An 8,222-nucleotide genomic window follows, 5' to 3' on the forward strand; every position below is an offset into this window, starting at 1 on the left:
GAGCGCTGGCGCTGGCCGTCGCCCTGTTCGGCTATGTGTATATTGCGTTACAGCTTCCGCCCCCGGAGGAACTGACCAGCCGGGCCGCCTCGTTTGTCAGCACGCGCATCTATGATCGCAACGGCGTCCTGCTATATGAGATTGACGACCCGCTCGGCGGCCGGCGCACCCTTGCCAAGCTGTCCGAGATTTCCCCGTATCTGATCCAGGCCACCATTGCGACGGAAGACGCTAATTTCTACCAACATCCTGGCGTGGACCCGGTGGGTCTGGCACGCGCCGTGTATCATGCCATCAAGGACCGCGAGATCACGGTGGGGGGCAGCACCATCCCCCAGCAGTTGGTGAAGCTGGTGTTCCTCAGCCCGGAGCGCACTATCCGCCGCAAGATCAAGGAGGCGGTGCTGGCGGCGGAGATTTCCCGCCGGTACTCGAAGGATCAGATCTTGGAAATCTATCTGAACGAGATTTATTACGGCAACCGGGCCTACGGCATCGAGGCCGCGGCCGAGGTGTACTTTGGCAAGCGGGCGTCTGATCTGACGCTGGCAGAGGCAGCACTACTCGCCGGCATCCCCCAGGCGCCGGCGGTGTACGACCCCTTCACCAACCCCGAGGCCGCGCGTGAGCGCCGTTCCCAGGTCCTGCGCCTGATGGTGAAGAACGGCTACATCACCGAGGCACAGGCGCAGGCCGCGGAGAAGGAACCCCTGCCCACGGCGCGCGCATCGCTGGGCCTGAAGGCGCCGCACTTCGTGATGTATGTGCGCCAGCAGTTGGAACAGCGCTACGGGCCGGAGGTGCTGTACAAAGCCGGCCTGCAGGTCACCACTACCCTGGACTACAACCTACAGGTTATCGCTGAGGAGCAGGTGCGCCAGCATGTCCTTGCCCTGCAGGACCGCCACGTTACGAACGGCGCGCTGGTGGCCATCCAGCCGGCGACGGGCGAGGTGCTGGCTATGGTGGGAAGCCGCGGCTTCTTCGACCCGGATATCGACGGGCAGGTCAACGTGGCCGTGCGGCCGCGCCAGCCTGGCTCCGCCATCAAACCGCTGACGTATCTGGCGGCTTTCGAAAAGGGGTGGACGCCTGCCACGCTGATTTGGGATGTGGAGACCGAGTTCCCCGACGGCGCCAATCCCCCGTACAAGCCCACCAATTACGACGGCAAGTTCCACGGGCCGGTGCTGGTGCGCCAGGCGCTGGGCAATTCGTACAATGTGCCGGCGGTGAAGGCCCTGCAGTTCGTCGGCATTCCTGGTCTGCTGGACATGGCGCGCCGGCTGGGCATCACCACCCTGAACCGGCAGGATTACGGCCTTTCCCTGACCCTGGGCGGCGGGGAAGTCACCCTGCTGGAGCTGACCTCGGCCTATGCGGTGCTGGCCAACGGTGGTGTACGCGTGCCGCCGGCGACCATCCTGCGCATCGAGGATGCCCACGGCCGCGTGCTGGAGTCCTACACGCCGGCGGGACAGCAGGTTGTCTCACCACAACATGCCTATCTCATCACTCACATACTGGCGGACAACGACGCGCGCCAGCCCACCTTCGGGCCGAACAGCGTCCTGCGGCTGAGCCGGCCGGCGGCGGTCAAGACCGGCACCACCAACGACTTTCGCGACAACTGGACGGTCGGCTACACACCCGACCTGGCGGTGGGCGTCTGGGTGGGCAACAACGACAATTCCCCGATGCAGAACGTCTCCGGCGTGGCCGGTGCCGGCCCCATCTGGCACGATTTCATGGAGCGCGCCCTGGCGAACGTGCCGGCGCGCGACTTCCCGCGGCCGGCCGGCATCGTGGAGATCGAGATTTGCGCCGATTCCGGCACCATCCCCAGCGAGGCCTGTCCCCAGCGGCGCATCGAAATCTTCGCCGAGGGGCAGGGCCCCCTTGGGCCGGAGCATGACTTCCATCAGATGGTTGCCATTGACACCAGCACCGGCCAATTGGCGACGGAGTTCTGTCCGCCCGAGCTGGTGGAGCGCCGGCCGATGGAGGTGTATCCGCCGGAGGCCCTGGAATGGGCGCGCGCCAACAACCGGCCCATCGCGCCGACAGAGCCTTGTTCCGTCCACACGGGACCGGTGCATCTGGCGATCTTTGAACCGAAGGACGGCCAGACTGTGGCCGGCCAGGTCCCCATCTTCGGCGTGGTGCAGGTGCCCGGCCTGGCGGAGTTCCGCGTGGAGTATGGGGAAGGGCCGGCACCCATCGGGTGGGGGCACGTGGCCGGCCCATTCTACCAGCCCGTGGACGGCGGCATGCTGGCGGTATGGGACACGACGACGCTGAAAGATATGGATTACTCCCTGCGGATTATCGCCCTCGACAGCGCCGGCCATGCTTATGAAGCGCGCGTCCATGTGTGGGTGCAGAACCAGGACCTGGAAACGCCAATACCCACGCCCACACCCACGCCGGAACCGACATTGGAGCCTACCCCTGAGCTTACCCCCACCCCCGCGCCCACGCCGCCGGCGCTGTCTGCCGAACTGCGCTGGCCGGCGCAGATGGCGGTGGTGGGCGGACTGCTGTCGGTGCAGGGAAGCGCGGCCGGCGAGGGGTTCGTGAGCTATCGGCTGGAGTACGGCGCCGGGGAGGAGCCGGCGGAATGGCTGACCCTGGTGGAGAGCGAGACGCCGGTGCCGGCAGGTGTCCTGGCCCAGTGGGATACCACCACGGTGCCCGACGGGCTGTACACCCTGCGCCTGCAGGTCATCGGGCGGAACAGTATGATCGCGGAAACGAGCGTGATGTGCAGTATTGACAATACGCCGCCGGCCGTGCGCATCCTTTCGCCGGCGCCGGACAGCAGGGTGCCGGCGGGACAGCCGCTCCGGGTGGAGCTGGAGGCTTCCGACAACCTGGGCATTGGGCGGGTGGAAATCCTGCTGGATGGGACGCTCGCCGCCGCACTGACCAGTGTCCCGTTCGAGTGGAGCTGGGACGCGCCGACAGCGGGGACGCATCAGCTCCAGGCCGTGGCGTATGACCTGGCCGGCAGTGCCGCGTACAGCGAAATAATCGCCCTGACTGTGGGAGAATAGGATACAGCGGATGAAGCGGCCCGCCGGGGAAGCCGGCGGGCCGCTTTATTTACTCCTACGGCAAGAAGCCCAGGGGGTTGCGCTGGACATCGCGCTGCCATATCTCGAAGTGCAGGTGACTGCCCGTGGAGCGGCCGGTGGAGCCTACCAGCCCGATCTTGGCCCCGCGCGAGACGGAGGTGCCGGCGGAGACCAGGATTTTGCTCAGGTGCGCGTAATAGGTGGCGAAGCCGTTGCCGTGATTGATGATGATCAGGTTGCCGTAGCCGGTGTCGTCCCAGCCGGCAAAGACCACGTAGCCGGAGTCGCTGGCGTAGACCGGTGTGCCGGTGCCGGCGCCGATATCGATCGCCCGATGCAGGCTCCAGTATCCTTGGGTGATATAGCCCTGCGTCGGCCAGATGAAGGCGCCGCTTCCCTTCAGGGCGTTGGCCGGCAGTGCCACATCAAAGCGGTGGAGCCGGCGTGGGACGTAGGGCTTCACGCCGTCGGGGATGATGAGCTTCTGGCCGACCACCAGTTCTCCGCCGGCGCCGATCTGGTTCAGCGGATAATTGCGGATGACATCCGCCGAGACCTGATATTTCTCCGCTAACTTTTCCAGGGTGTCGCCGGCTTTCACCTCGTGATACACCCCCGAGACAGGCAGGATGATCAGCTCCTGGCCGATGCGCAGGTCATCGGGGTGATATTCCAGGTCGCCGTTGGCCCACAGGATGGTCTCCGGCGAGATGCCGAAGCGCTCCGCCAGGCCGAAGACCGTGTCGCCGGCCTGCACGGTGTAGGTGATGATCTCCAGGCGCGGCCGCTCCGGGATGATGGTATGGGGCACCGCGGCGCGGATGAGCACAGCCGGGCAGGGCGGGAGGTCCGCCTGCCGCGCCGGGATGGCGGTGGGCCCCGAGGCTGGCGCAGTCACGTCGGCGGGGGTGACGGCGGCGCGTACAGGAAGGTTGGCCGGCCAGCGCGGCAGTTTGTCCCGTGCCGCGAACAGGCCGGCCAACATGATGGCTACCAGCAGGATATGGGTGCTGAAGCGCTGCCAGAAAGGCGTGGACGGTTCGTCATCCGGGTCGCGAAATCGGAGAGGAGACACGCGTGTCCGCCTTTTGCCGGGGCGTCCGGAGAGCGCCGGCTACACCACGTCCTTGTTCAGGGTGGCCAGGAATTCCCGGTTACTGCGCGTGCGGCGCAGACGCTCCAACAGCGGCTCCAGCGCCTCGGTGCCGCCGATGGCCGCCAGCATGCGGCGCATGGTCCAGACCTTGGCCAAGGTGTCCGGCTCGAGGAGCAGTTCCTCCCGTCGGGTGCCGGAGCGCTCGATGTCGAAGGCTGGGAAGACGCGGCGTTCCGCCAGCTTGCGGTTGAGGTGCAGTTCCATGTTGCCGGTGCCCTTGAACTCCTCGTAAATCATGTCGTCCATGCGAGAGCCGGTGTCCACCAGGCAGGTGGCGATGATGGTCAGGCTTCCACCCTCTTCCAGGTTGCGGGCGGCGCCGAAGAAGTGCTTGGGCGGATAGAGGGCGGCGGGGTCCAGGCCGCCGGACAGGGTGCGGCCGCTGGGCGGGACAGTCAGGTTGTAGGCGCGCGCCAGGCGCGTGATGGAGTCCAGCAGGATGACCACATCCTTCTTGCATTCCACCAGCCGCTTGGCCCGATGGAGCGCCATATCAGCCACCTTGACGTGCTGTTCGACCGGGTCGTCGAAGGTCGAGGAGTATACCTCTGCCTCGACGGAGCGGTCCATGTCGGTGACTTCCTCGGGGCGTTCGCCGATGAGCACCACCATGAGGTGGACATCGTCGTAGTTGGCGGAGATGCCGTTGGCGATTTGCTTGAGGATGGTGGTCTTGCCGGCCTTGGGCGGTGAGACGATCAGCCCGCGCTGGCCGCGCCCGATGGGAGCCACCAGGTCAATCAGGCGGGTGGCCAGCACATCCGGCGTCGTCTCCAGCTTGAACTGGCGGTTGGGGAAGATTGGGGTGAGCGTTTCGAAGTGCGGCCGGCGCTTGGCCACCTCCGGGTCCAGGCCGTTCACCGCCTCCACGCGCAGCAATCCGTAGTACTTCTCCGATTCCTTCGGCGGGCGCACCTGCCCCACCACCATATCCCCCGTGCGCAGGCCGAAGCGGCGGATCTGCGACTGGGAGACGTAAATGTCGTTGGGGCCGGGAAGCAGGCCGTCGGCGCGCAGGAAGCCGATGCCCTCCGGCATGATCTCCAGCACGCCGCCGCGGAAAACGTAGCCGCGCTGTTCGGCCTGGGCCTCCAGGATGCGCATGATGAGGTCGTTCTTCTTCAGGCGCGTGTAGCCGGTGACGCCCATCTCCCGCGCCAGAGAGCGCAGTTCGTCGAGGGTCTTGCTCTCCAGCTCGGCGATGGTGAGCCGCACCTCCTCCACGACGATGGGGGGAACTTCTGGGGTGGTCGTGGTCTCCGTGGTCTCGGCGGTTTCGACCCCCTCGATGACCGGCAGCTCTTCCGGTGCCGGCCCTGTTGGCGCGGTGACGGACACGGCGCTCTCCTGCTCGTAGGTGTAGCCCGCTTCTGTGTCCGGCAAGTCGTTCAGCTCGGTCTCCATCACGTTTTCCTCTTTTTCGTGATTCAAATGCATTTCATCCTGCATGTCCATAGGTGATTCCCTTTGGGTGATATGGAATGGTGGTGTGCTCATTGGGCGATGGGCTGTCTGCCAGATGGGAGGTGTGGTGGGAAGCGCCGGCGGCTGTACAGAGGGAGATCAAGGTGTCCAATCATGCCGGCCGTTGGCCTGCAACACCAGTGGGATGTTCCCCGTCATTACCGCGGGCGGCTCCGTTTACGCAACATCCATCATGGCAGTCGAAACAGTCCCGATTGTTGCACGTTGCGTTGCTGATTCCGACTCATTTGAGAGGTCAGGTAGGTTGAGAAACCTGTGCATTGAGAAGCTCTGAACAATACGCCTTGCGACGTGCAATGGGCAGGGGAGCACACCTTCTCGTCGAATGCTCGATGTAATTATATCATTTTTGTGCGCCGGCGTCAAATATTGGTCGTTTGCGGTTTTGAATCAGCGATACCGGTCAATTGGGGTACTGTTATTCTATCGCCAGATAATTGCCTTTGTCCTTCCTTTCCGGTATACTCTCGCAGCGTACGAACGATACCCGCATCCGTTCCAAGGAGTCCCGCATATGCACGAACACGCCGACATGTTGATCCTTGGCGGCACCATCCTGACCATGGATGACCAGGACACTATCATTCACAACGGCGGCATCGCCGTGCGCCATGGAGAGCTTCTGTACGTCGGTACGGAAGAGGAAGTCCGCCGGCGCTTTCAAGCCCCCGAAACCCTGCGCGCCGATAGTTGTCTGCTCATCCCGGGCCTTATCAACGCCCATACCCATGCGCCCATGACCGTCTACCGGGGGCTGGCGGATGATTTGCCGCTGGATGTCTGGCTGAAGGAATATATCTGGCCGGCCGAGGGGCGCACCGTGAATCCCCATATGGCGTACTGGGGCACCCTGCTGGCGGCTGACGAGATGATTCGCGCCGGCACGACCCTGTTCGTGGACATGTATTTCTTCGAGGACGACATTGGCCGCGCCGCCAGCGACGCCGGCATGCGCGCTCTGCTGGGCGAGGCGCTGGTGGAATTCCCATCGCCCAACGCCAAGACGCCGGCCGAGGGCCTGGCCTATGTGCGCGCTTCCCTGGAACGCTGGGCCGGCCACCCCCTGGTGCGCCCTATCCTCCAGCCCCATTCCACGTATGCCTGCTCGCCCGACCTGCTGGTGAAGAGCAAGGCGCTGGCGGATGAATTCGGCGTGCCCTGGCTGATTCACTGCTGTGAGACGCGGCAGGAGATCGAGGATGTGCGCCGGCAAACCGGCAAACCGCCGGTGGCCCTGCTGGATTCCCTGGGCATCCTCGATCCCCATGTGATTTTCGCCCACGGCGTGCACCTGACGGAGGAGGAGATCGCGCTCTTGGCGGAGCGTGGCGTCAGCATCGTGCACTGCCCCGAGAGCAACATGAAGCTCGCCTCAGGGGTGGCGCCCGTGCCTCAGCTCCTGCAGGCCGGCGTGAATGTGGCGTTCGGCACCGACGGCGCGGCCAGCAACAACGACCTGAGCCTGTGGGGGGATATGCGGACTGCCGCTATGCTGCATAAGGTCGCCAACGGCGACCCGACCGTTCTGCCGGCGCGGCAGGTGTTCTGGATGGCTACCCGCGGCGCAGCCAAAGCTTTCGGCCTGGACGACCGGTTGGGTTCGTTGGAGGCCGGCAAGCGCGCCGACGTGGTCATGATTGATCTGTGCCGGCCGAACCTCATTCCCATGTACGAGCCTTATTCCCACCTGGTATATGCCCTCCATCCATCCGACGTGCGCACTGTCATTATCGAAGGGCGTCTGGTGATGCGGGATCGGGAGATCCTGACGTTTGATGAGGAAGAGGTGTTCTGCAAGATTGGGGAGATGGCGGAAGAGCTGGGCCGGCAGTGGGGGCGCGACACGGACTGGCGTAAGACGATGGGACAGTAGCTGAGAAAGATACAGCTCCCGCAGGTTGCATACCTGCGGGAGCGTTTTTTATTTCCATCCAGGGATGTGCACAATCCCGGAAAGCTGGAGCGCCATGATCAGCACGCCGACGACCAGCATGATGCGCACCACTTTCTCGCCCTTTTCCACCTGAAACCTGCTCCCGAACCACCCGCCCAGGCTGTTGCCAACTCCCAGCGCGATGCCCAGCGGCCAATCCACCTTGCCCTCGATGGCAAACATGATGAGCGCCACGATGGTGAGCAGACCGATGATGAAAACCTTGAGGGCGTTGGTGCGTACCAGGTCCAGGCCGGTCAGGAAGACAATGAAGGCGATGGTGAGGAAGCCCACGCCGGCCTGCAGGAACCCCCCGTACACTCCGATCAGGAAAAAGCCCACTACGGCGACGACCGCCCGCAGAGGGGTCAACGTCTTATCCACCTTCTTCATGCGTTTGGCAGGGTCCCAGAGGACGATGACCAGCACGGCCACCATGACGATGGCCAGCACGCGCCGGAAGAGCGCGTCGGGTAGGTCTATGGCAATGCGGGCGCCGACGATGGAACCGATGATCGTCGGCACGGAGAAGAGCAGGCTCAGCCGCAGGTCCGACACGCCTTTACTGCGG

Annotated in this window: 5 protein-coding genes; 2 read left to right on the plus strand and 3 right to left on the minus strand. The window is 64.4% G+C overall.

Annotated elements, in window-relative coordinates; genetic code table 11:
- Positions 1–3,056 (plus strand): penicillin-binding protein 1C (gene pbpC, locus H5T60_08600; GenBank protein ID MBC7242490.1); only part of this gene is annotated, 3,056 nt, incomplete at its 5' end.
- A gap of 55 nt (positions 3,057–3,111) precedes the next feature.
- On the opposite strand, the gene H5T60_08605 is transcribed toward pbpC, so the two are convergent.
- Complete coding sequence (locus H5T60_08605; protein MBC7242491.1) at positions 3,112–4,152, minus strand: M23 family metallopeptidase; 1,041 nt, start codon at positions 4,150–4,152, stop codon at positions 3,112–3,114.
- Positions 4,153–4,191: 39 nt separating this feature from the next.
- Complete coding sequence (rho, locus tag H5T60_08610; GenBank protein MBC7242492.1) at positions 4,192–5,637, minus strand: transcription termination factor Rho; 1,446 nt, start codon at positions 5,635–5,637, stop codon at positions 4,192–4,194.
- Between the two features lie 595 nt (positions 5,638–6,232).
- Here rho and H5T60_08615 point away from each other — a divergent pair.
- A complete protein-coding gene (locus tag H5T60_08615) occupies positions 6,233–7,591 on the plus strand; it encodes an amidohydrolase (GenBank protein ID MBC7242493.1) in 1,359 nt (452 codons plus the stop codon).
- A 48-nt stretch (positions 7,592–7,639) separates the two neighbouring features.
- Here the strand turns inward: H5T60_08615 and H5T60_08620 are convergent.
- A partial coding sequence (locus tag H5T60_08620; protein ID MBC7242494.1) for a sulfite exporter TauE/SafE family protein occupies positions 7,640–8,222 on the minus strand: 583 nt, incomplete at its 5' end.

Source organism: Anaerolineae bacterium, from assembly GCA_014360855.1.
In the GTDB taxonomy this organism is placed as follows: Bacteria; Chloroflexota; Anaerolineae; order JACIWP01; family JACIWP01; genus JACIWP01.

Coding starts and splice junctions, on each gene's coding strand:
- H5T60_08615 (MBC7242493.1), top strand. CDS start 6,233: ATGCACGAACACGCCGACATGTTGATCCTTGGCGGCACCATCCTGACC.
- rho (MBC7242492.1), bottom strand. CDS start 5,637: ATGGAGACCGAGCTGAACGACTTGCCGGACACAGAAGCGGGCTACACC.